Raw genomic sequence first — 19,830 nt, forward strand, 5'->3', positions numbered from 1 at the left:
ATGCCCGCGAAGCCCCCAACACGGTGTATGGCACCGGCTCCGCCGGTGTTCGCGGGCGCGCCCGCTCCCACAATGATCGCGATCTATTGGGCTATCGCGTTCTTGCCGTTCCCCTTGGCCCGGTACAGCGCCTTGTCGGCACGCGCCAGCAGTGCATGCTGGTCCTCCCCTTCCTCCCATTGCACCACACCGTAGCTCATGGTCAGCCGGCAATCGCCCACCGGCTCTATCTGCGCCATCGCCTGGCGCAAGCGTGCAGCCACCTCCAGCGCCTCGCCCAGCGAGGCCTGCGGCAATACGATGACGAACTCGTCCCCACCCCAGCGCGCCAGCAGGTCCTGCTCCCGCAGGCAGGCACGCAGGACGTCGACCACCCGCAACAGCGCCGCATCGCCATGGGCATGGCCATAGCGGTCATTGATCGGTTTGAAGTCATCCAGGTCCATGGCTATCAGCGACAACGGCTGGCGAAAGCGCTGGGCACGCTCGCACTCCAGTTGTAACGCCTTCTCCAGCCGATAGCGATTGGCAATGCGGGTCAACGCATCACGCTCGGCCAGCTCGCGGTTTTCGTCCAGCTGCCGCTGCAACTGCTGGTTCACCCAGGACAGCTCGCGAGTGCGTTCGGCCACCTGGCTTTCCAGCGACTGGTTCCTCTGCTGCAGTTGCGCCACCAGGCGCTTGTTGGCGTCAATGTTGCGGTGGGCACCAAGCATGCGCGCCACCGAGCCGTCCTCGTTATGGGCGATGATGTAACCGCTGTCTTCTATCCACAGATAGCTGCCATCCTGGCAACGGCAGCGGTATTCGACCAGATAGTGCTCGTTACGCTGGTTGATGTACGCCTCGAAATGCGCCATCACCCGTGGGTAGTCCTCCGGGTGGATCACGCTTTCCCAGGTGAGCACCGAGTTGGCCATGGAGTGGCTGGGGTAGCCAAGCATGGCGTACCAGCCCGGGTTGCGATAGACGTAGCCGGTATTGGCATTCCAGTCCCAGATACCATCGCTGATAAGATCGAACAACGTACGCAACTGCTGTTCACTGAAGCCGGCAGGTACCGGCCGGGTTTCCTGACTCATTGACGCTCTCCCTGGCGGCTGGCGCACCCGAACAGAATAGACCCGACGCCCTGTTTTTGCGGCGCTGTGAGAGCAGGCATGGATCGAGGACGCTCAAGCCAGATGCAACAGCGCCTCCTCCACCGCGGCAACCACCTGGTTGCCCTTGGCACCCGGCAGCCGCCATGCGGCGATGGTCACACCCAGTGGCACAGCGCGGTCGATGGGGGCGACCAGTTCACCGCTGTCCAGGTAGCGCTGCACCAGGCTTTTGCGCCCTATCAGCACCCCGGCGGCCAGCAAGGCTTGCTGCAGGGCGATCGAGTACAGGGAAAAACCCGGCCCACGGGCAACGAACTTGTGCCCGGGCATCACTGCCCCCGTCCACACCGCCCAGTCGTTCCAGCCCACGTCAGCGATGCAACGGGCGTCGGCAAGGTCCTCGGGCTTGGTGATGCTGGTGGCCAGGGCCGGCACGCACACGGGCAGGATTTCTTCCGTGGCTATCCTGCGTTGCCAGCGCTCGGGCTTTTCGGTGTAGAACAGGCACAGGTCGAACGGGCTGCGCTTCAGGTTGGGCGGCTCATCCACCGCAGTCACCGAGATCTCGATGGGTGCCAGCAAGCGGGTCAGTTCCGGCAGGCGTGGCCCGATCCACAACTGCGCCAGAGCAGGCGATGTGACGATATGCACCCGCTGCGGTGCCGCCAGGCGGCGCAGTGCGCGCGCAGCGGCTTCCACGGCGTCGAATGCCTCGGTGAACTGGCCTTTCACGCTTTCGCCCAAGGGCGTCAGCCGTACGCCTTTGGCATGGCGCTCGAACAAGGCCGCGCCGTATTCGTTCTCCAGGGTCTTGACCAGGGCGGCGATGGCCCCCGGTGTCACCTTCAGTTCGAGTGCAGCACGGGCGAAACCGCCCAGGCGGGCTGACGCTTCGAAGGCACGCAAGGCATTGAGCTGCAGCGAGTGCCGGGTAGAAGTATCGAGGTACACGGTTTCAGGCCTATTTTTTTTAGGCCTACTATTCCAGAAATCTGGCGTTGTGGCCAACTGTCGCGCGCATTAACGTGGACGTGCCGCCCTTGTACCGCCTGCACACTTTCAAGGATTTCAAATGCCGTATCCAAGCGCGCTCCAAGCGTTCAGGCAAGGCGCCCGCAGCGCCCTGCCATTGACCTCCGGCATAGTGCCCTTCGGCCTGATCACCGGGGTCACGGCGATCGGCATGGGCCTGTCGCCAACCGATGCCATCGGCATGACCTTGCTGTTCTACTCCGGTTCGGCGCAGATGGTGGTGATGCAGTTGATGCAAAGCGCCGCCCTGCCGGTGACCATGGTAGTCACCGCGCTGGTGATCAACCTGCGCTTCCTGATGTACAGCGCCAGCCTGGCCCCGCACCTGGGCCAGTTGCCCCGCCGCCGCAGGTGGCCGATGGCGTACATGCTGTCGGACCAGTCCTTCGCCCTGTGCATGCTGAAGATGGGCACGGGCGGGCTGGGACAGTATGCCTACCCCTACTATGCCGGTACGGCAATCACCATGTTCTTCGGCTGGAACCTCTCGGTGCTGGCGGGCATGTATCTGGGAGCGAGCATTCCTGAAGACTGGTCGCTCGGCTTTGCCATCCCCCTCTCGTTCCTGGCCCTGTTGATACCTGGCATTCGCAATGCAGCCACGCTTGGCGCAGCGCTGACCGGCGGTGTGCTCGCCGTACTGGCCGTCGACCTGCCCTACAACCTCGGCCTGCTAGCTGGCGCGCTGGGCGGCATCGTCGCTGGGCTAGCCATCGAGAACTGGCAAAAACAGCAAACTGCGGCAGAAGCCAATACCGAGCAGGAAGCATCATGAGCGAAACGACCCAGTGGATGACCTTCATTCTGATCGGCCTGGGCACCTTCGCCATCCGCCTGTCGTTCATCGAGTTGCACACGGCATTGCGCATCCCCCCACTGTTTCGCCGCGCCCTGGCGTATGTGCCAGCCAGCGTGTTGGCCGCATTGGTACTGCCGGCCGTGGTATTCCCGGACCGGCAGGCGGGGTTCGACTGGATGAACCCACAGATACCAGCGGCGATACTTGCCGCGCTGGTGGCGTGGCGTACGCGCAGCACGATGCTGACGCTGATTGTGGGAATGGGAATGCTGTGGGCCTTGAAGCATCTGGGGATGTAGGAATACGCAGGTTCAAGGCTTCCCGATTTCGCGTCACCAACACCGGGTGAACGCGGTAAGGGAACGAAAGGAAATGGCGTCCCAGGCAGGAATTGAACCTGCAACCTTCCCCTTAGGAGGGGGATGCTCTATCCAATTGAGCTACTGAGACGCAAGTGCCGGCAGCGAACGCTGCACAGCAGGACGGCCAGCATGTTAACCAGCATGCTGGCGTTTGTCATGCCTCAAGCGGGCTTTTTCGCGTAATCCTTTTCTGCCAATGCTACACCTGCGGCAGCACACCTTCATCATGCAGCAGCGTGAACAATGCCGCGACTGCGGTTTCCAGAGTTGTGGAGTTGTCCAGCACATGCAGCGACGGATCAGCCAGCGCCTGCAAGCGTGCATTACGTGCCAGGCGCTGCTCGATTTCCTCTGCGCTTTCCCGGCCGCGGGCCAACAGGCGCTCGCGCAGCACTCCGTGCCTGACCTCCACCAGCACTGCCAACAAGTTCGGGTAGCGCCGGCGCGCCTCGGCGAGATAAGCCCGCGAACCATTCACCAGCACCGACCTGCCCGCCGCCAGCCACTGATCCACCTGCAGTGGAATGCCGTAATCCAGGCCATTGGCGCGCCAATGCATGGCGAACGCACCCTGTGCTCGCATTGCTTCGAACTGTTCGGCCGTTACGCCATGGGCGGCTTCGCCCTTGGCTTCAGCCGAACGGGTAATGACGCGACGAGCGATTTCCACCCCGGCGGCTGAAAGCCGCTGACGGGAAGCGTCAATCAGGGAATCTTTCCCGGAACCCGACGGTCCTACCAGATATATCAACCGGCCTGTGCCTGATTGGCGGTCGCTTGCGTCATGTTGCATAGCCACTATGCTCTATGGAGGGAACCGGCACATTCTATGGACTTTCCCGGGCTTTTGCTGCGTTTTACCAGTTTTTGACGGCAAAAGTCTGACGATTGGGCAAGCCGGTGCATGTAAAACTTTTCAAACCAGTACTCATTTCTGATAATTGGTACTGGCACAAAGCCTTTATCCGGCTCACTATTTGTCACAGAATTGACGCCAAGGAAACGGCGACCATGAGGCAAGATGAGCATCCATTTTTCACAGACGGTTGAACATTTCGTCGTCGCCACGGTCGTACTACCACCCCGTGCGGCCAATTTGAGAACCGCTTCCCCTGAACCAAAATCTGGTCAATTTATATGCGCCCAATGAAACAGGCTATTTATTCGAGCCGCACCGCTGACAAGTTCGTCGTCCGCCTGCCCGACGGGATGCGTGAGCGCATTGCCGAGGTAGCGCGCAACCATCACCGCAGCATGAACTCCGAAATCATCGCGCGCCTGGAACAGAGCCTTATCCAGGAAGGTGCGCTGGGTGACGATTTGAGCATGCGCCTGGACAGCCCCGAACTGTCCCTGCATGAACGCGAATTGCTGCAACGCTTCCGCCAACTGTCGCACCGCCAGCAGAACGCGCTGGTGGCCCTGATCGCTCACGATGTGGAAATGGCTGCCGACGCCTCCTGAGGTTTGCAGCCGAACACAAAAAAGCCAGCGTAAGCTGGCTTTTTTGTAGGTGGCGTCCCTGCAAGAGACGCGATCCGTTTGTTTGTAGGAGCGGCCTTGTGTCGCGATGGGCCGCACAGCGGCCCCAGGATTTCACCAGCGCTGCGGAGATTGTTGGGGCCGCTGTGCGGCCCATCGCGACACAAGGCCGCTCCTACAGGGGACCGTGGGCTACAGCAGGAACAGCGTGGCCAGCCCGAGGAAGATGAAGAACCCACCACTGTCGGTCACCGCTGTAATCATCACGCTAGAGCCCATCGCCGGGTCGCGCCCCAGGCGTGTCAGGGTCATCGGGATCAACACCCCCATCAAGGCCGCCAACAGCAGGTTCAAGGTCATCGCCGCAGTCATCACCAGGCCCAACGACCAGCTGCCATACAGCCAGAACGCCACCGCACCGATCACCCCGCCCCAGATCAGGCCGTTGAGCAGCGATACCGCCAGCTCCTTGCGCATCAGGCGGCTGGTGTTGCCCGGCGACACCTGGTCCAGCGCCATGGCGCGCACGATCATGGTGATGGTCTGGTTACCGGAGTTGCCACCAATACCCGCCACGATCGGCATCAGCGCAGCCAGGGCCACCAGTTTCTCGATCGAACCTTCGAACAGGCCGATCACTCGCGAGGCAACGAAAGCGGTAATCAGGTTGATGGCCAACCAGGCCCAGCGGTTGCGCAGCGAACGCCAGACCGAGGCGAAGATGTCTTCTTCCTCGCGCAAACCGGCCATGTTCAGCACTTCGCTTTCGCTTTCCTCACGAATCAGGTCGACCATTTCGTCGATGGTCAAGCGGCCGATCAGGCGTTCGTTCTTGTCCACAACTGGCGCAGATACCAGGTCATAACGCTCGAAGGCCTGCGCCGCATCATAGGCATCTTCCTCGGGGTGGAAGGAGACCGGATCGGTCGCCATGACCTCCGCCACCTTCTTCTCCGGGTCGTTGACAAGCAGGCGCTTGATCGGCAATACGCCCTTGAGAATGCCGTCATAGTCGACCACGAAGAGTTTGTCGGTGTGGTTCGGCAGCTCTTTCAGGCGGCGCAGGTAGCGCAACACCACTTCCAGGCTGACGTCTTCGCGGATGGTGACCATCTCGAAGTCCATCAGCGCACCAACCTGCTCCTCGTCGTAGCTAAGCGCCGAACGCACGCGCTCGCGTTGCTGGGCATCGAGGGTTTCCATCAGCTCGTGAACAACGTCACGCGGCAGCTCTGGAGCCAGGTCGGCCAGCTCGTCGGCGTCCATTTCCTTGGCGGCGGCGAGCAGCTCGTGATCGTCCATGTCGGCGATCAGCGATTGCCGCACGGCGTCGGACACTTCCAGCAGGATGTCGCCATCGCGATCCGAGCGCACCAGCTGCCAGACCGTCAGGCGGTCTTCCAGGGGCAAGGCTTCGAGGATGTAGGCGATGTCGGCGGGGTGCAGGTCGTCGAGTTTGCGCTGCAGCTCGACGAGGTTCTGGCGGTGGACCAGGTTTTCCACCAGGTCGTGGTGGGCGCCTTCCTGACGGTGGGTCAGGTCTTCTACCACGCGCTGGCGCTGCAGCAGTTCGACCACCTGGGCCAGGCGGTCCTGCAGGCTTTCCTGCGCTTTTTTTACTTCTACTTCAGTCATAGGCGAACTCCACTCCCAGCAGCGGAGCACGCCGGGAGAATCAATCGGTCAGATCTTTCTGTATGAATCTTGTTAGCGAGTAACTACTGGGTAAGTCCATGGTGGTTTTCCACAAGCCCCGGCGGGGCTGACGGGCGCAATCATACACTGCTAAAGCTGTCAGATCGCTTAAAATTTTTGGCCAGAACAATCGTTTGCGTGATAAAGCTGGGACAACGCTCGAAGCTATCAGTGCGACGGTGGGTCTGGCGGTTAAAGCACATTTGTTGTGTGCCTGGATGTGTATGCGATACCTGATCGAATTCGGGGCTGCTTTGCAGCCCTTTCGCCGGCAAGCCAGCTCCCACAGGTATCGCGCTGCTCTCTGGACTGTGTTGTCCCTGTGGGAGCTGGCTTGCCGGCGATGGGCCGCATGGCGACCCCAAGCTACACCACAGTCATTACAGAAGAGCGTAGATCGACATCAGCAACAATTCATTGGCGTAGAAAAACAAAAAGCCCGCTCAATTGAGCGGGCTTCTTGATTTGGTGTGGCGGACTCAGGAGGATTCGAACCTCCGACCGCTCGGTTCGTAGCCGAGTACTCTATCCAGCTGAGCTATGAGTCCGTGGTGGTATTTTTAGACCAGATTACCACTGGTTGGTTGAAGTGCCTTTGCAAGCAGAACCACTTCAAAAAGTGGCGGACTCAGCAGGATTCGAACCTGCGACCGCTCGGTTCGTAGCCGAGTACTCTATCCAGCTGAGCTATGAGTCCGCGATGGTAGTTTTAGACCAGATTACCACTGGTTAATTGAAGCAGCCTTGCAAGCAAAGCCACTTCAAAAGTGGCGGACTCAGGAGGATTCGAACCTCCGACCGCTCGGTTCGTAGCCGAGTACTCTATCCAGCTGAGCTATGAGTCCGTGTCTTGCCGCGCATTATAGGTCGCTGAAACATTTTTGCAAGAACTTTTTCGTTTAAAATCAACTACTTAGCGTTCTTACCGTTTACAGCGCCCTAAGCGAATAATGGCGGTGAAGGGGGGATTCGAACCCCCGATACCCTTATGAGGTATACTCCCTTAGCAGGGGAGCGCCTTCGGCCACTCGGCCACCTCACCGCAACACGAGGCGAATATTAAACAGGCTCTTCCTCGTTTGCAACCCTTTTTTTGAAAAAAACTTCAAAAAAATTAAAGGCTTGGCTCCTCGTCCTTCTCTTTCTTGATCCGCAGGTAGATTTCCTCGCGGTGCACAGCCACTTCTTTCGGGGCGCTGACGCCAATACGCACCTGGTTGCCTTTTACGCCGAGCACCGTCACGGTGATCTCGCCGTCTCCAATGATCAGGCTCTCGGCGCACCGACGAGTCAGAATCAACATAGCTTTCTCCTTACGCAAAACATTCAGGGGTAACAGTCTTGGGTGTCGAGGCCTGGTCGTGGACGACGACCTGGGCCCGGTTGATCGCCACACAGGGCAGGACGGGCCTGCGTGGCGAGCAGAAACGCGAAGGGCGCGGCAAGCCGCGCCCTTCCAGGCAGCGTATTACTCGCTCTGTCGTGCCGGAGCGTCGAGCTCGAACGCGGTGTGCAGCGCGCGTACGGCCAGCTCCAGGTACTTCTCTTCGATCACGACCGAAACCTTGATCTCGGAGGTGGAGATCATCTGGATGTTGATGCTCTCCTTGGCCAGGGCTTCGAACATGCGGCTGGCAACACCGGCGTGCGAACGCATGCCGACGCCGACGATCGAGACCTTGGCGATCTTGGTGTCGCCGATCACTTCACGGGCACCGATTTCGCGGGCAGTGTTTTCCAGCACGCTCTGCGCCTTCTCGTACTCGTTGCGGTGCACGGTGAAGGTGAAGTCGGTGGTGTTATCGTGGGCAACGTTCTGCACGATCATGTCGACCTCGATGTTCGAGGCACTGATCGGGCCGAGGATCTTGAAGGCCACGCCCGGGGTGTCCGGCACGCCGCGAATGGTCAGCTTGGCTTCATCACGGTTGAAGGCGATACCGGAAATGATCGGCTGTTCCATGGATTCCTCTTCATCAATGGTAATGAGGGTACCCGGACCCTCCTTGAAGCTGTGCAGCACGCGCAGCGGAACGTTGTACTTGCCGGCGAATTCCACCGAACGGATCTGCAGCACCTTGGAACCGAGGCTGGCCATTTCCAGCATCTCTTCGAAGGTGATCTTCTCCAGGCGCTGGGCCTGCGGCACAACACGCGGGTCGGTGGTGTAGACGCCATCGACGTCGGTGTAGATCTGGCACTCGTCAGCCTTCAGCGCAGCCGCCAGGGCCACACCCGTGGTGTCGGAGCCGCCACGGCCAAGCGTGGTGATGCTGCCATGCTCGTCGACGCCCTGGAAGCCTGCTACCACGACCACGCGGCCTTCCTTGAGGTCGGCACGAATCTTCTGGTCGTCGATCTGCAGGATGCGCGCCTTGTTGTGTGCGCTGTCGGTGAGAATGCGCACCTGGTTGCCGGTGTAGGACACCGCTGGCACGCCGCGCTTGATCAAGGCCATGGTCAGCAAGGCAATGGTGACCTGCTCACCGGTCGACACGATCACGTCCAGCTCACGCGGAACCGGCTGATCGGTGATCTGCTTGGCCAGGTCGATCAGGCGATTGGTTTCACCGCTCATTGCCGACAGCACAACCACCAGGTCGTCGCCCGCTTCACGGTGTTTCTTGACCTTATCGGCTACCTGCTCGATCCGCTCGATGGAACCGACAGAGGTGCCGCCAAATTTCTGTACGATCAACGCCATTTCAATGGTGCCTCAGCCCATACAGGGCCCCAAAAAACAATCCAACATGAAGAGGCCGGCGACTAGACCGCCGGCCCCCTCATCTCAAAGTCCCTGCTCTGCGAATGGCACGGCCAGCGCCAGAGCCTGGTCCAGTGCGGCGACGTCGACGCCGCCACCCTGAGCCATGTCCGGACGACCACCGCCCTTGCCACCCACCGCCGCAGCGGCTTGTTTCATCAGATCGCCAGCCTTGAGTTGGCTGGAGAGGTCCTTGGTCACGCCGGCCACCAGCACAACCTTGCCCTCATGCTCGCTGCCCAGCAGGATCACTGCGTGGCCGAGCTTGTTCTTCAGCTGATCGACCAGCGCCAGCAGTGCCTTGCCATCCTGTCCATCCAGGCGGGCGGCGAGCACCTTGGCGCCCTTGACCTCAACGGCCGCGTTGGAGAGATCATCCCCGGCGGCGCTGGCGGCCTTGGCCTGCAGCTGTTCCAGCTGCTTCTCCAGCTGGCGGTTGCGCTCGAGCACAGCCGACAGCTTGTCGATCAGGTTGTCGCGGTTACCCTTCACCAGCTGCGCGGCTTCCTTGACCTGCTCTTCGGCAGCGTTCAGGTAGGCCAGCGCAGCAGCGCCGGTGACCGCTTCGATACGGCGCACGCCAGAGGCCACGCCGCCTTCGCTGATGATCTTGAACAGGCTGATGTCACCGGTGCGCTTGGCGTGGATACCGCCGCACAGCTCCACCGAGAAATCGCCGCCCATGCTCAGCACACGCACGGTGTCGCCGTACTTCTCGCCGAACAGCGCCATGGCACCCTTGGCCTTGGCGGTTTCGATGTCGGTCAGTTCGGTTTCCACCGCAGTGTTCTTGCGCACTTCACGGTTGACGATGTCTTCCAGGGCCTTGATCTGCTCCGGTTTCACCGCCTCGAAGTGGCTGAAGTCGAAACGCAGGCGCTGGCTGTCGACCAGCGAGCCTTTCTGCTGTACGTGTTCGCCCAGTACCTGGCGCAGCGCTTCGTGCAGCAGGTGGGTGGCGGAGTGGTTCAGCGAGGTGGCGTGCTGCACGTCGGCATCGACCTTGGCCTCGACCGGGGAGCCGATCACCAGCGCACCGCTGGCAACCACGCCGTGGTGCAGGAAGGCACCACCGGTCTTGGTGGTGTCGCGCACGTCGAAGCGCGCAGCGCCAGCCTGCAGGTAACCGGTGTCACCCACCTGGCCACCGGATTCGGCGTAGAACGGCGTGCGGTCGAGCACGACCACGCCCTGCTCGCCTTCACCCAGCTGGTCGACGGCCTGGCCGTCCTTGTACAGGGCGATGATCTTGCCCTGGCCTTCGGTGGCCTCGTAGCCGAGGAACTCGGTGGCGCTGTCGACCTTGACCAGGCTGTTGTAGTCCATGCCGAAGGCGCTGGCGGAACGGGCACGTTCACGCTGGGCGTCCATCTCGCGCTCGAAACCGGCTTCGTCGATGGTCAGCTCGCGCTCACGGGCGATGTCGGCGGTCAGGTCCATCGGGAAGCCGTAGGTGTCGTACAGCTTGAACACCACGTCGCCCGGCACCACATCACCCTCGAGCTGGGCCAGGTCCTGCTCGAGGATGCGCAGGCCCTGCTCCAGGGTCTTGGCGAACTGTTCTTCTTCAGCCTTGAGCACGCGCTCGATGTGCGCCTGCTGGCTGTTCAGTTCCGGGAAGGCCTCGCCCATTTCAGCGACCAGCGCGGCAACGATCTGGTAGAAGAAGCTGCCTTTGGCGCCCAGCTTGTTACCGTGGCGGCAGGCGCGGCGAATGATGCGGCGCAGCACGTAGCCACGGCCTTCGTTGGACGGCAGCACGCCGTCGGCGATCAGGAAGCCGCACGAACGGATGTGGTCGGCGACCACTTTCAGCGAGGCCTGGCCCTCATTGCTGCAACCGATGGCCTTGGCCGCGGCCGACAGCAGGTTCTGGAACAGGTCGATCTCGTAGTTCGAGTGCACGTGCTGCAGCACGGCGCTGACGCGCTCCAGGCCCATGCCGGTGTCCACAGACGGCGCTGGCAGCGGGTGCAGCACGCCGTCGGCGGTGCGGTTGAACTGCATGAAGACGTTGTTCCAGATCTCGATGTAGCGATCGCCGTCTTCTTCCGGCGAGCCGGGCGGGCCGCCCCAGATGTCCGGGCCGTGGTCGTAGAAGATCTCGGTGCACGGGCCGCATGGGCCGGTGTCGCCCATGGTCCAGAAGTTGTCGGAAGCGTACGGGGCGCCCTTGTTGTCGCCGATGCGCACCATGCGCTCGGCCGGCACGCCGACTTCCTTGGTCCAGATATCGTAGGCTTCGTCGTCAGTGGCGTAGACGGTGACCCAGAGCTTTTCCTTGGGCAGGTTCAGCCATTTTTCCGAAGTCAGGAAGGTCCAGGCGAAAGTGATCGCGTCGCGCTTGAAGTAGTCACCGAAGCTGAAGTTGCCCAGCATTTCGAAGAAGGTGTGGTGACGCGCGGTGTAACCGACGTTTTCCAGGTCGTTGTGCTTGCCGCCTGCGCGCACGCACTTCTGGCTGCTGACGGCACGCGTGTAGGCACGCTTCTCCGCACCGAGGAAGCAGTCCTTGAACTGGTTCATGCCGGCATTGGTGAACAGCAGGGTCGGGTCGTTGTTCGGGATCAGCGAACTGGAGGCGACTCGGGTATGTCCCTGCTCTTCGAAGAAGCGAAGGAAGGCTTCACGGATTTCTGCGCTTTTCATAGGTTCTTCCACGGAAACGGCGGCCGTTTGGGCTAATACGTCGAATCGACGAAACGACGGCAAAGGGCGCCATTATATCCAGCCTGAACGGGAGATACAGTGTGTTTGTACACCAGAACAGCAATCGGCGGATGAAAAGCCGTTCATTAGCACGGCCAGGGCGGAAAAGCAGACCTGCGGGCCCACCCATGCGGTACATAAGCAACACCTGACCCGGGCAGTGGAACGGGATCCTGCCGGCCCACCCTCGCTGCCGGAGCACTCCATGCCTGAGCTGAACATATCCAAACTCCACTCGGACCCGCATCCGCTACCCCACGGCATCATGCAGGCCAACCCGAGACCGATCTACTACATCGACGCCCGGGAACCCGGCCACTCGCAAACCGCCTTCGACAATAACGAAGACAACCCTCGGCAGCAGACCGAGGTCAAGTACATCCAGGCCGACGAAAATGTGCGAATCACCCTCGAACGCGCCTATCCATTGGGGCGGCGCTATCGCCGCAGCACCCAGAACAGCGAGCTGCTGGTGTTCAACGTGGCCCCGCGTGCGCTGCGCGCGAATGAACAGCAAAAGCGCCTACGTATCGCCCCTCGCGAATGCCTGCTGGAAGCGACCATCAACGATGCGGTATTCATGGTCCCCGCGCATACCGCCCAAGCCATTGCCATTCGCCTCACCGATGGCAATCACCACGTGGTCATCGCCCCGGAGGTGAAGAAGACGGTGCTGATCGACATGATAGGGAGCGGCAACAAGATCGAGACCGGCGCAGGTATCGTCCACATCGACGCCCATACCGGCACGCACCAGATTGTGGTCGGTAGCGGCCCGGTGCTCATCGACAAGGGCGACGCGGTTGTCAACGTCACAGGGCACCGCCTGCTTGGCCGCGAGTCATCCAGGGTCGAGCTCTACCGCAATGCCGAAAACGATGCACGACTGGCCCGACCCGTGATGGCCGAACATCAGGCTCTGGGCAATATCGGCGTGCAAGTGACGGGTAGCGACCAATTCAGGCAAGCGGCAGAGGATGCGCTGGAACTGCTGCGCAAACTACCCTGCGGCCAGGCGCTACTGGCGGCCCTGGATAAAAAGGCCGGGCAGTCCGGAGCCCCGATCAGCGTGATCGAAGCAGCCAGACACCAATTCACGACCTATACACCCAGCGACCACGAAGAAGATGAAGACGAAGGCCACTTCATCATCGACGAAAACCAGAGTAGCTGGGGCTACAGCGGCGGCACCCTGGCATACAACCCAGGCTGGTCGACCGCTGCGCAACTGCCACTACTCGACCTGTACCGCTGCCTGTGCCAAGGCTGGAACTCGATGTCAGGCACCGTGTTTCCGGGCCAGACCGAGGTTCAAGGCAAAAACGGCGCCTATCCGGTGGACAACCTGCTGCTACAGAGCATCGGCTTGCCCACCGATTGCAGGTTCACATTCGGCGGCAGCACCGCCCTGAACACCAACCCACCCGCCTTCACTGAAAACGGGCTGCGTCAGGCGTTGCAACTGGAGCTGCGCACACAGCCGTGAACCCAGGCTATCCGGGCCAGCTCAGCCTAATCGCTGGCCGGAGTCGGGCACGATCAGAATCCCCGCCCTGAGGCCATTCTTGACCTTGGGGTTGGGGAAGATGATGCGCGCGCCCTCCTCCTCGACCACCCAACGCGTCTCGGCCAGGTCCTCGGCCAGCAAGTAGCCCTTGCTCAGCTCGGAGAAGTTCTCGATGTCTGCAGGCAGGTGCAGGTGGAAGCTGTCGCTGTGCTTGATGATCTCGCGGGAAACGCTGAACAGCTGCAGGCCATCCAGCGAGCCTTCGTCTTCGGGCTCGGTGTTTTCGATGATGCTGATCAGCCGCTCCTCCAGCTTGTCGAGGTTGACCTCCTCGTTCTGGCCGAACGGGCGGGCCTTGCCCAACTCCAGGGTGAAGGCTTCGGCCTCCAACTGCTCGTAGGTGAAGGCGCTGAAAGTGATGGAAGACTTGCTCTGCAACAACACCGCCTCCATGCCCGCCGCCGCCAGGCGTGCCAGCTCGCGACGGGAATGCTTGCGCCCCTCTTTATAAGGGTACAAGGCGAACTGCTCGATCTTCGAGCCGCGGATGGCGGTATGCAAGTCGTAGTGCAGGCGGCTACGCCCCGCCTTGCTGAAGAACACCCGGGCGAACTGTTCCAGCTCGGCGGCACGCAATGCCTCGAAGCCACTGGACAGCTCATGGCGGCCGTTGAACAGGCGGTTGATGTCCTGCTCGATGAAGCGCTCGCCCTTGCGGATCGCTGCGGGGTTGCCAAACAGGAAAAGCACCCGGGCCTTGGGTTTGATCTTGCCGTTGGCCACGCCATGCAACAGCCGCTCGAGCAACTCGATCGGCGCCGTTTCGTTGCCGTGGATGCCGGCGGACAGCAGCAGGTCCAGCCCGCAATCCTCGCTTTCGGCCGGGCGCACTTCGAGCGCGCCCTCCCCCAGCCAGCGCAAACGCGCGCCCTTGGGTGTCACTTGGGTCTTCTCGGCCGGTTCGTGATCGGTGAGGGTCAGCTCAAGCAATTTGCCAAGGGCGAGCATAGGTACTTCCTTAGTGGTGGTGGCCGCAATCGGGGCCATGGACGTGATCGTCGTCTTCGCCGACCTCCGCCGGTTCCATTTCCAGCTGCAGGCTGACCAGGTTGGTGGCCATCGGGCGCAGCAGCAGGTTGGCGTACTCGGTGTCGTCTTCCTCGACATCCACGCCGATCAGCAGCTGGCCACGACCATCCTGCTGAATCCACACTTCCTTGCCTTGCCAGACAACGGCAAAGCGGGTGCAGGAAGTTTCCAGCTGAGTGCCGTCTTCATCTTCCAGGATAAGGCGCAGGGCGTCGGTCATTGCAAAGTCTCTCTTCAAGGTTGGCGTTGGAACGGATACACCGAGCCCAACTTCAGGATCTGGGTCAATTCGTCCAGTGCCGTACGGCATTCCACCAGCAATTGCGGGTCGGCCAGGTCTGCCTCGCCAAGGCGATCGCGGTAATGCTTGTCGACCCACTGCAACAGGGTGTCGTACAGCGAGGCGGTCATGATAACGCCTTGGTTGACCGCTGCCAGTTCCGTTTCCTTCAACGCCACGCGCAAACGCAGGCAAGCCGGCCCACCGCCGTTCTGCATGCTCTGCTTGAGGTCGAACACTTTCACCTCCCGCACCGGGCCGCCCTGGCTGGTCAACTGGCCCAGATAGGCCCAGACCCGCTCGTTGTTGCGGCACTCTTCCGGCACCACCAGCAGCATGGAGCCGTCGTCGCGGCTGAGCAACTGGCTGTTGAACAGGTATGAACGCACCGCGTCCTCTACCGTCACCGCCGCCCGCGGCACGCAGATGGCCTGGAAGTTGCCACCCTTGCTGGCCAGTTTAGCTCGCAGCTGGCCAAGTACCGCGTCCGTCTCGAGGAAAGCGTCCTCGTGGTAGAACAGCACCTCGCCGTTGCCCACCGCAATCACATCGTTGTGGAACACGCCCTGGTCGATTACCGCCGGGTTCTGTTGAGCGTAGACCACGCCGTCATCGCTCAGGCCATGCAGCCGGGCCACGGCCTGGGAGGCTTCCAGGGTCTGCCGGGCCGGGTACTTCTGCGGCGCCGGGTAGCGGCTATCGAAGGCGCTGCGGCCGTAGACGAAGAACTCCACGCCGGCCTCGCCATACGTACGGCAGAAGCGCGTGTGGTTGGCCGCCCCCTCGTCACCGAACTGTGCCACGGCAGGCAGTGCCGCGTGGTGGGCAAAGTGCTTGTCGTTGCTGAACATGGCCCCCAGCACGCGGCTGGTGGTCGGGTGCTCGATGCTGCGGTGGTACTTGCAGTTGAGGTTGGCAGCAGTGAAATGCACGCGGCCATCGGCAGTGTCGGCACTGGGGCTGACCGTGGCGGCGTTGGCCACCCACATGCTCGAAGCCGAGCAACTGGCCACCAGCAATGGCATGGCCTCCTTGGCGGCACGCTGGATCACTTCGGCATCGCTGCCGCTGAAGCCCAGGCGGCGCAGTGCAGCCACGTCCGGGCGCTCCTGCGGTGCCAGCACGCCCTGCTTGAAGCCCATGTCGGCCAGCGCTTTCATCTTCGCCAGGCCCTGGCGCGCGGCTTCGCGCGGGTTGGAACCCTGCTGGCTGTTGCTCTGCGAAGCCACGTTGCCGTAGGACAGGCCGCCATAGTTGTGGGTAGGCCCCACCAGGCCATCAAAATTCACTTCGTAGGATTTCATCGGCTAGGCTCCGTGACCTGTTGTTATAGGGTGACGCCCGGCGTCAAGGTTGCCGGCAAGGCAAGGCTGGCGGTCTCCAGCGAAGCAACGGGGTAAGCGCAGTAATCCGCTGCGTAATAGGCGCTGGCGCGGTGGTTGCCACTGGCGCCCACGCCGCCGAACGGCGCACTGCTGGCGGCACCGGTCAGTTGCTTGTTCCAGTTGACGATGCCGGCGCGGCTGCGCAACCAGAAGTACTGGTAACGGGCGTGGGAGTCGGACAGCAAGCCGGCGGCCAGGCCGTACTGGGTGTTGTTGGCCTCATCGATGGCGGCATCGAAGTCGGCATAGCGGATCACCTGCAGCAGCGGGCCGAAGAACTCTTCGTCCGGGCGCTCGGCCACAGCGGTGACATCGACAATGCCTGGGGTCAGCAGTGCGGCGTCGGCCTGCGGCTGGGTCATTTCCAGCAGCTTCACAGCACCCTTGGCGACCAGTTCGGCCTGGGCCGCAATCAGCGCCCGCGCCGCCTGCAGCGAGATCACCGAACCCATGAACGGCGCCGGCTGCTGGTCGAACGCCCCGACCGTGATGGATCTGCTCACCTCGACCAGGCGCGCGATCAGCGCATCACCCCAAGCGCCTTGCGGCACCAGCAGACGACGGGCGCAGGTGCAGCGCTGGCCGGCGGAAATGAACGCCGACTGGACAATGGTGTACACCGCCGCATCGAGGTCCTTGACCTCGTCCACCACCAGCGGGTTGTTACCGCCCATTTCCAGGGCCAGGATCTTGTCCGGGCGGCCGGCGAACTGCTGGTGCAGCAGGTTGCCGGTGCGGCTGGAGCCGGTGAAGAACAAGCCATCGATACCTGGGTTGGCGGCCAGCGCCACACCCGTTTCGCGCGCACCCTGCACCAGGTTGAGCACACCCGCCGGCAGTCCGGCGGCAATCCAGCAATTGACGGTCAGTTCGGCCACCTTGGGCGTCAGCTCACTGGGCTTGAACACCACGCAGTTGCCAGCCAGCAGCGCTGGCACGATATGGCCATTGGGCAGGTGACCAGGGAAGTTGTACGGGCCGAACACCGCCACCACGCCATGGGGCTTGTGCCGCAGCACGGCCGTGGCATCGGCCAGCGGGCCGCTCTTTTCGCCGGTGCGCTCGCGGTAGCTCTGCACCGAGATCGCGACCTTGTTGATCATGCTGGTGACTTCGGTCGCCGACTCCCACAGGGGCTTGCCGGTTTCCTCGCCGATGCACTGGGCCATGGCTTCGGCATGCGCTTTCAGTTGCGCGGCGAACTTCTCCAGCACTTCGATACGCGCCTCCAGGCTCAATTGCGCCCAGGCCGGGAAGGCCTGACGCGCAGCCTGCACGGCGGCATCCACCTGGCTGGTGTCAGCACCCTGCCCCTGCCAGACGACGGCTTGCGTCACCGGGTTGAGCGACTGCAGGGTTTCGCCCTTGCCAACCTGCCAATTGCCTGCGATGTAATGCGTGGTCATTTACTGGGCCTCCCGGCTTGCCGACAGCGGCACGGCGCGCACATTGTCGCCGGCGCCCATGCGCAGGCGTTTGGCGGTCAAGGGGTCGACCACCAGGGTACCGGCAGCCAGCCGCGCAGGTGCGGCCGTGATGCGGCAGTCGTCGCGCTTGCGGTTGTGGATGATGTAAGGCGTCGCGTCATCGCCCGGCGTGCCCACCGCCAGCACCAGGGTCTGGCTCTCGCGCACGGCGCGGATCCTGGAGGTGTCGCACTCGATGGCGGGGCCGGCGTCGAAGATGTCGACGTAGCCCTGGTAGTTGAAGCCTTCCTGCTTGAGCATGGCCAGCGCCGGCTCGGTGTCCTTGTGCACGCGGCCGATCACGTTGCGCGCCGCCTCGGACAGGAAGCAGGTGTACAGCGGGAACTTCGGCATGAGTTCGGCAATGAACGACTTGTTGCCCACGCCGGTGAGGTAGTCGGCCTGGCTGAACTCCATCTTGAAGAAGTGCCGACCCAGGCTTTCCCAGAACGGCGAGCGGCCCTGCTCGTCGGACATGCCGCGCATTTCGGCGATGATCTTCTTGCCGAACAGCTCGGGGAACTCGGCGATGAACAGCATGCGCGCCCGCGACAGCAGGCGGCCGTTGAGGCCGGAGCGGTAGTCGCTGCGCAGGAACAGCGAGCACAGCTCGGAGTTGCCGGTCAGGTCGTTGGCCAGGAACAGGGTGGGGATTTCGCGGTAGATCTTCAGCTCCTGCGAGGCGCTGACGGTCAGCCCGACCCGATAGTTGTACCAGGGCTCGCGCAGGCCGACGGCACCGGCGATGGCACTGATGCCCACCACCATGCCTTCGTCGTTTTCCAGCACGAACAGGTAGTCGGTGTCGCCACGCTCGGCTTCGCCGCGGAAGCTCTTCTCCGCCCAGCCAACGCGATGCCCCAGGCGCTCTTCGTTGGCCGGCAGCGTGGTCAGCCCGGTGGTACCGGTGCTGCGTGCCAATTCGATCAACGCAGGCAAATCGCTGCTGCGTACAGGACGAACGATCATGCTATCTCCTTTTGCGGCGGCGGCGGCCGGCGCGAAACTCTTCTAACGCATCAATCCCGAAACGTCTGTTGCCAGACCTCAGACCGCAACCAGGCGCACGCTGGCACCCTCGCCCACCCCCAGCGCCTCGGCGGCTGCCGGGCTCAGGCTGACCGGCTTGCCGGGCACCCAGTCCAGGTCCAGCAGCACCGCGCGGTAGTCCTGCAACTGGCCGTTGCACACCAGGTACGGGCGCCCGCCCTTGACCGGGGCTTCCTCGAGCCTCACCGGCACAACCCGGCTCTGGGCGATCGAGCGGATACCCGAGGTACGCGCATGCAGGGTCGGGCCACCGTCGAAGATGTCGATGTAGTGCTCGGTCTCGAAGCCTTCGCGCATGAGGATGTCGAAGGTAATCTGCGCCCGCGGGTGCACCTGGCCCATGGCTTCCTGAGCCAGGTCAGGCAGCAGCGGCACGTAGATCGGGTAGTGCGGCATCAGTTCGGCGAGGAAGGTGCGGCTCTTCAGGCCGCACAGGCGCTCGGCGTCGGCGTAGTTGAGGTCGAAGAAGTTGCGGCCGATTGCATCCCAGAACGGCGATTCGCCCTGCTCGTCGCTGTAGCCGACGATCTCGGTCACCACCGAGTCGGCGAAACGCTCCGGGTGAGCGGCCATGAACAGCAGGCGGCCACGCGAATTGAGCTCGGCCCAGCCACTGTTCACCAGTTCCGGCAGCACATAGAAGCTGGTCAGCAAGCTGTTGCCGGTCAGGTCATGGCACAGCGACAGCACATGGATCTTGTTGTGGATCTTCAGCTCGCGCGAGGCGTGCACGAAGGTCTCGTTACGAAAGCTGTAGAACGGCTCGGAGTAGCCCGCTGAAGCGACGATGGCCGAGCAACCGGCCAGCTTGCCGGTTTCACTGTCCTCGAGTACGAAGAAGTAGCTTTCTTCACCGTTGAAGCTGACCTCGGCGGCGAAGGAAGTCTCGGATGCGGCGATCTTGTCGCCCAGGCGAGCGGTGTCGTCCGGCAGCGAGGTGACACCAATGGGGCTGTCTGCAGCCATGCGCTGCACTTCGTTCAGATCAGCCATTTGCGCGGGGCGCATCACCAGCATGGTGTCACTCCTTTGGAATCGGGCCGCTCACGGCGGCACGGAAAAACGGCAGGTGCACTGGCACCTGCACTGGAATCGGGTATCACCGGC

The 19,830-nt window shown here is 62.3% G+C and carries 17 protein-coding genes and 5 tRNA genes; 4 read left to right on the plus strand and 18 right to left on the minus strand.

From position 1 onward, the window contains the following. Positions 1–83 precede the first annotated feature (83 nt). Positions 84–1,082, minus strand: a complete 999-nt coding sequence (locus tag AC2T3R_RS18990; RefSeq protein WP_367069735.1) for a sensor domain-containing diguanylate cyclase — start codon at positions 1,080–1,082, stop codon at positions 84–86. 93 nt (positions 1,083–1,175) lie between these two features. Next, a complete protein-coding gene (locus tag AC2T3R_RS18995; protein ID WP_486744107.1) occupies positions 1,176–2,054 on the minus strand; it encodes a LysR family transcriptional regulator in 879 nt (292 codons plus the stop codon). A 121-nt stretch (positions 2,055–2,175) separates the two neighbouring features. On the opposite strand from AC2T3R_RS18995, the gene AC2T3R_RS19000 reads away from it, so the two are divergent. Together AC2T3R_RS19000 and AC2T3R_RS19005 are read left to right on the plus strand one after the other, a co-directional pair. Then, positions 2,176–2,910: an AzlC family ABC transporter permease gene (locus tag AC2T3R_RS19000; RefSeq protein WP_486744108.1), complete on the plus strand. Its 735-nt coding sequence runs from the start codon at positions 2,176–2,178 to the stop codon at positions 2,908–2,910. Next, a complete protein-coding gene (locus AC2T3R_RS19005; RefSeq protein ID WP_486744109.1) occupies positions 2,907–3,233 on the plus strand; it encodes an AzlD domain-containing protein in 327 nt (108 codons plus the stop codon). The genes AC2T3R_RS19000 and AC2T3R_RS19005 overlap by 4 nt, the downstream gene beginning before the upstream one ends. Positions 3,234–3,307: 74 nt before the next feature. On the opposite strand, the gene AC2T3R_RS19010 is transcribed toward AC2T3R_RS19005, so the two are convergent. Together AC2T3R_RS19010 and phnN are read right to left on the minus strand one after the other, a co-directional pair. Further along, positions 3,308–3,384, minus strand: a tRNA-Arg gene (locus AC2T3R_RS19010). Positions 3,385–3,495: 111 nt separating this feature from the next. Continuing rightward, positions 3,496–4,089 carry a phosphonate metabolism protein/1,5-bisphosphokinase (PRPP-forming) PhnN gene (phnN, locus tag AC2T3R_RS19015; RefSeq protein WP_054573231.1) on the minus strand — a complete coding sequence of 198 codons (594 nt, stop codon included), beginning with the start codon at positions 4,087–4,089 and terminating at the stop codon, positions 3,496–3,498. A 344-nt stretch (positions 4,090–4,433) separates the two neighbouring features. Here phnN and AC2T3R_RS19020 point away from each other — a divergent pair, with 344 nt between their 5' ends. Continuing rightward, a complete protein-coding gene (locus tag AC2T3R_RS19020) occupies positions 4,434–4,760 on the plus strand; it encodes an Arc family DNA-binding protein (protein ID WP_015271261.1) in 327 nt (108 codons plus the stop codon). Between the two features lie 210 nt (positions 4,761–4,970). Here AC2T3R_RS19020 and mgtE read toward each other — a convergent pair whose 3' ends face one another. From mgtE to alaS, 8 genes are all read right to left on the minus strand, one after another. Further along, the gene (gene mgtE, locus AC2T3R_RS19025; RefSeq protein WP_039612614.1) at positions 4,971–6,413 is read right to left on the minus strand and encodes a magnesium transporter; all 1,443 of its coding nucleotides are present in this window, start codon (positions 6,411–6,413) and stop codon (positions 4,971–4,973) included. 531 nt (positions 6,414–6,944) lie between these two features. After that, a tRNA-Arg gene (locus AC2T3R_RS19030) sits at positions 6,945–7,021 on the minus strand. A gap of 72 nt (positions 7,022–7,093) precedes the next feature. Next, a tRNA-Arg gene (locus AC2T3R_RS19035) sits at positions 7,094–7,170 on the minus strand. Between the two features lie 71 nt (positions 7,171–7,241). Next, positions 7,242–7,318 (minus strand) — tRNA-Arg (locus AC2T3R_RS19040). 106 nt (positions 7,319–7,424) lie between these two features. Beyond that, positions 7,425–7,515: transfer RNA gene (locus AC2T3R_RS19045), tRNA-Ser, on the minus strand. Positions 7,516–7,587: 72 nt separating this feature from the next. Continuing rightward, positions 7,588–7,776: a carbon storage regulator CsrA gene (gene csrA / locus AC2T3R_RS19050; RefSeq protein WP_003254503.1), complete on the minus strand. Its 189-nt coding sequence runs from the start codon at positions 7,774–7,776 to the stop codon at positions 7,588–7,590. Positions 7,777–7,941: 165 nt separating this feature from the next. Then, on the minus strand, positions 7,942–9,177 hold the full coding sequence (locus tag AC2T3R_RS19055; RefSeq protein ID WP_013973645.1) for an aspartate kinase: 1,236 nt from the start codon (positions 9,175–9,177) through the stop codon (positions 7,942–7,944). Positions 9,178–9,261: 84 nt separating this feature from the next. Continuing rightward, positions 9,262–11,886: an alanine--tRNA ligase gene (gene alaS / locus AC2T3R_RS19060; RefSeq protein WP_015271263.1), complete on the minus strand. Its 2,625-nt coding sequence runs from the start codon at positions 11,884–11,886 to the stop codon at positions 9,262–9,264. Positions 11,887–12,151: 265 nt separating this feature from the next. Here alaS and AC2T3R_RS19065 point away from each other — a divergent pair, with 265 nt between their 5' ends. Next, positions 12,152–13,432, plus strand: coding sequence for a M91 family zinc metallopeptidase (locus AC2T3R_RS19065; protein ID WP_486744110.1), 1,281 nt, complete (start codon positions 12,152–12,154; stop codon positions 13,430–13,432). A 21-nt stretch (positions 13,433–13,453) separates the two neighbouring features. Here AC2T3R_RS19065 and astE read toward each other — a convergent pair whose 3' ends face one another. The 6 genes from astE to aruF form a co-directional block, all read right to left on the minus strand. Next, complete coding sequence (astE, locus tag AC2T3R_RS19070) at positions 13,454–14,461, minus strand: succinylglutamate desuccinylase (protein WP_486744111.1); 1,008 nt, start codon at positions 14,459–14,461, stop codon at positions 13,454–13,456. 10 nt (positions 14,462–14,471) lie between these two features. Next, the gene (locus AC2T3R_RS19075; protein ID WP_003256592.1) at positions 14,472–14,762 is read right to left on the minus strand and encodes a topoisomerase II; all 291 of its coding nucleotides are present in this window, start codon (positions 14,760–14,762) and stop codon (positions 14,472–14,474) included. 14 nt (positions 14,763–14,776) lie between these two features. Then, on the minus strand, positions 14,777–16,126 hold the full coding sequence (gene astB / locus AC2T3R_RS19080; protein ID WP_410952720.1) for an N-succinylarginine dihydrolase: 1,350 nt from the start codon (positions 16,124–16,126) through the stop codon (positions 14,777–14,779). Between the two features lie 23 nt (positions 16,127–16,149). Next, entirely contained in the window at positions 16,150–17,613 is a 1,464-nt protein-coding gene (astD, locus tag AC2T3R_RS19085; protein WP_486744112.1) for a succinylglutamate-semialdehyde dehydrogenase, read from the minus strand. After that, positions 17,614–18,642 (minus strand): arginine N-succinyltransferase, encoded by a 1,029-nt coding sequence (gene astA / locus AC2T3R_RS19090; RefSeq protein WP_013973651.1) that lies wholly within the window; start codon positions 18,640–18,642, stop codon positions 17,614–17,616. A gap of 78 nt (positions 18,643–18,720) precedes the next feature. Next, on the minus strand, positions 18,721–19,740 hold the full coding sequence (aruF, locus tag AC2T3R_RS19095) for an arginine/ornithine succinyltransferase subunit alpha (protein WP_013973652.1): 1,020 nt from the start codon (positions 19,738–19,740) through the stop codon (positions 18,721–18,723). Positions 19,741–19,830 lie beyond the last annotated feature (90 nt).

Source organism: Pseudomonas sp. PVC-5-1 (genome assembly GCF_057444345.1).

Excerpts from the sequence above, each read along its gene's own strand:
- AC2T3R_RS18990 (WP_367069735.1), bottom strand. The coding sequence starts at position 1,082 with ATGAGTCAGGAAACCCGGCCGGTACCTGCCGGCTTCAGTGAACAGCAG.
- AC2T3R_RS19000 (WP_486744108.1), top strand. The coding sequence starts at position 2,176 with ATGCCGTATCCAAGCGCGCTCCAAGCGTTCAGGCAAGGCGCCCGCAGC.
- AC2T3R_RS19005 (WP_486744109.1), top strand. The coding sequence starts at position 2,907 with ATGAGCGAAACGACCCAGTGGATGACCTTCATTCTGATCGGCCTGGGC.
- phnN (WP_054573231.1), bottom strand. The coding sequence starts at position 4,089 with ATGCAACATGACGCAAGCGACCGCCAATCAGGCACAGGCCGGTTGATA.
- AC2T3R_RS19020 (WP_015271261.1), top strand. The coding sequence starts at position 4,434 with ATGCGCCCAATGAAACAGGCTATTTATTCGAGCCGCACCGCTGACAAG.
- mgtE (WP_039612614.1), bottom strand. The coding sequence starts at position 6,413 with ATGACTGAAGTAGAAGTAAAAAAAGCGCAGGAAAGCCTGCAGGACCGC.
- csrA (WP_003254503.1), bottom strand. The coding sequence starts at position 7,776 with ATGTTGATTCTGACTCGTCGGTGCGCCGAGAGCCTGATCATTGGAGAC.
- AC2T3R_RS19055 (WP_013973645.1), bottom strand. The coding sequence starts at position 9,177 with ATGGCGTTGATCGTACAGAAATTTGGCGGCACCTCTGTCGGTTCCATC.
- alaS (WP_015271263.1), bottom strand. The coding sequence starts at position 11,886 with ATGAAAAGCGCAGAAATCCGTGAAGCCTTCCTTCGCTTCTTCGAAGAG.
- AC2T3R_RS19065 (WP_486744110.1), top strand. The coding sequence starts at position 12,152 with ATGCCTGAGCTGAACATATCCAAACTCCACTCGGACCCGCATCCGCTA.
- astE (WP_486744111.1), bottom strand. The coding sequence starts at position 14,461 with ATGCTCGCCCTTGGCAAATTGCTTGAGCTGACCCTCACCGATCACGAA.
- AC2T3R_RS19075 (WP_003256592.1), bottom strand. The coding sequence starts at position 14,762 with ATGACCGACGCCCTGCGCCTTATCCTGGAAGATGAAGACGGCACTCAG.
- astB (WP_410952720.1), bottom strand. The coding sequence starts at position 16,126 with ATGAAATCCTACGAAGTGAATTTTGATGGCCTGGTGGGGCCTACCCAC.
- astD (WP_486744112.1), bottom strand. The coding sequence starts at position 17,613 with ATGACCACGCATTACATCGCAGGCAATTGGCAGGTTGGCAAGGGCGAA.
- astA (WP_013973651.1), bottom strand. The coding sequence starts at position 18,642 with ATGATCGTTCGTCCTGTACGCAGCAGCGATTTGCCTGCGTTGATCGAA.
- aruF (WP_013973652.1), bottom strand. The coding sequence starts at position 19,740 with ATGCTGGTGATGCGCCCCGCGCAAATGGCTGATCTGAACGAAGTGCAG.